The sequence below is a fragment of the Pseudomonas sp. BS-2016 genome, from assembly GCF_001806145.1.
Classification (GTDB): domain Bacteria; phylum Pseudomonadota; class Gammaproteobacteria; order Pseudomonadales; family Pseudomonadaceae; genus Aquipseudomonas; species Aquipseudomonas lundensis.
Window position 1 is genome coordinate 1 of the sequence record NZ_MLCT01000193.1, and the last position, 1,492, is coordinate 1,492.

A 1,492-nucleotide genomic window follows, 5' to 3' on the forward strand; every position below is an offset into this window, starting at 1 on the left:
CCGTGGCGCTCAAAGAACAAAGGAGACTCCTATCAGGCGTTACCTGGCTCAGCGTCACCCTGTTCATCACCTGCTGCGCTAGGCAGACGGATTGGACGAACTGGAACGACTGTCGAGATAGCGTGCTTGTAAACCATCTGGCTGACGGTGTTTTTCAGCAGGATAACGAATTGGTCGAACGACTCGATCGTACCTTGCAGCTTGATGCCGTTGACCAGATAGATGGAAACCCCAACTTTCTCTTTACGTAAAGTATTCAAGTAAGGGTCTTGTAGCGAATGCCCTTTTGACATGTGCCGCACTCCTTTAAGGATCAATAATAAAAAATCGGAAAATAGATAGCTTATGGCCGTCACACCCCCAAGGATAGACGGCAATTGCAAGGACTCAGCTCAATATGGAGACCGTTCCCAAGTATTTCAAGGCGCGTGACAGATTGTCGCTGTCCAGGCTGTCCAACCAGTGCAAATCGCTCCAGCTGCGCAGCCAGGTGAACTGGCGCTTCGCCAATTGGCGCGTGGCAATGATGCCGCGCTCCTGCATTTCGGCGGACGTCAGCTTGCCATCCAGATGATCCCAGACTTGGCGGTAGCCTACAGCACGTATCGAAGGCAGCCCTGCATGCAGGTCGCCTCTTGAACGCAATGCTACGACCTCGTCCACAAACCCCTGTTCCAACATTATTGTGAATCTTTGTGCAATTCGTTCATGCAACACCTGGCGGTTTGCCGGAGCGATGGCCAGATTCGCCACAGTATAGGGCAATTGTGACTGTCCAGATGCGCCTGCATCAGTACTTTGCGCAGTTTGTTTCAGGCGATGTTCATTCATGGTCTGGCCACTGACGCGCCAGACTTCCAGGGCGCGTGTGAGCCGCTGTGGGTCATTGGGGTGAATACGTGCCGCAGACACCGGGTCTACCGCCGCCAACTGATCGTGAAGGGCCTGCCAGCCAAGGCGCGCAGCCTCATCTTCAAGTTCGGCGCGCACCTGGGCATCGGCAGGCGGCATATCGGCCAAGCCTTCCTGCAACGCCTTGTAATAGAGCATGGTGCCGCCCACCAGCAGCGGGATATTGCCGCGCGCGGTGATCTCGGCCATGGCCGCCAGGGCGTCGGTGCGAAAGTCCGCCGCCGAATAGCTCTGCGCGGGGTCGATGATGTCGATCAACTTGTGCGGATATTGGGCCAACAGCGCCTTCGACGGCTTGGCCGTACCGATATCCATGTCCCGGTAAACCAGGGCAGAGTCGACGCTGATCAACTCACAGGGCAGCACCTTGGTCAGCTCGATGGCCAGGTCGGTCTTGCCGGCGGCCGTGGGGCCCATCAGGAAAATGGCGGGGGGCAAGGCACTCATCAGCGGCCGCGCAAGAACAGTTTGTCCAGATCATCCAGGCCCATCTGGGTCCAGGTCGGTCGGCCATGGTTGCATTGGCCGCTGCGCTCGGTGTTTTCCATGTCGCGCAGCAGGCCGTTCATTTCCGGCAGGG

Annotated in this window: 3 protein-coding genes; all 3 read right to left on the bottom strand. The window is 57.2% G+C overall.

Annotated elements, in window-relative coordinates; translation table 11 throughout:
• Window positions 1-32: 32 nt before the first annotated feature.
• Window positions 33-293 carry an RNA chaperone Hfq gene (hfq, locus tag BKD70_RS23680; protein ID WP_003188059.1) on the bottom strand — a complete coding sequence of 87 codons (261 nt, stop codon included), beginning with the start codon at window positions 291-293 and terminating at the stop codon, window positions 33-35.
• Between the two features lie 94 nt (window positions 294-387).
• A complete protein-coding gene (gene miaA, locus BKD70_RS23685; protein ID WP_070415513.1) occupies window positions 388-1,359 on the bottom strand; it encodes a tRNA (adenosine(37)-N6)-dimethylallyltransferase MiaA in 972 nt (323 codons plus the stop codon).
• A partial coding sequence (locus BKD70_RS25520; protein ID WP_256543294.1) for a hypothetical protein occupies window positions 1,359-1,492 on the bottom strand: 134 nt, incomplete at its 5' end. The genes miaA and BKD70_RS25520, both read right to left, overlap by 1 nt.

What these genes read in the sequence shown, in the direction of transcription:
- hfq (WP_003188059.1), bottom strand. Translation starts at nt 293, where the DNA reads ATGTCAAAAGGGCATTCGCTACAAGACCCTTACTTGAATACTTTACGT.
- miaA (WP_070415513.1), bottom strand. Translation starts at nt 1,359, where the DNA reads ATGAGTGCCTTGCCCCCCGCCATTTTCCTGATGGGCCCCACGGCCGCC.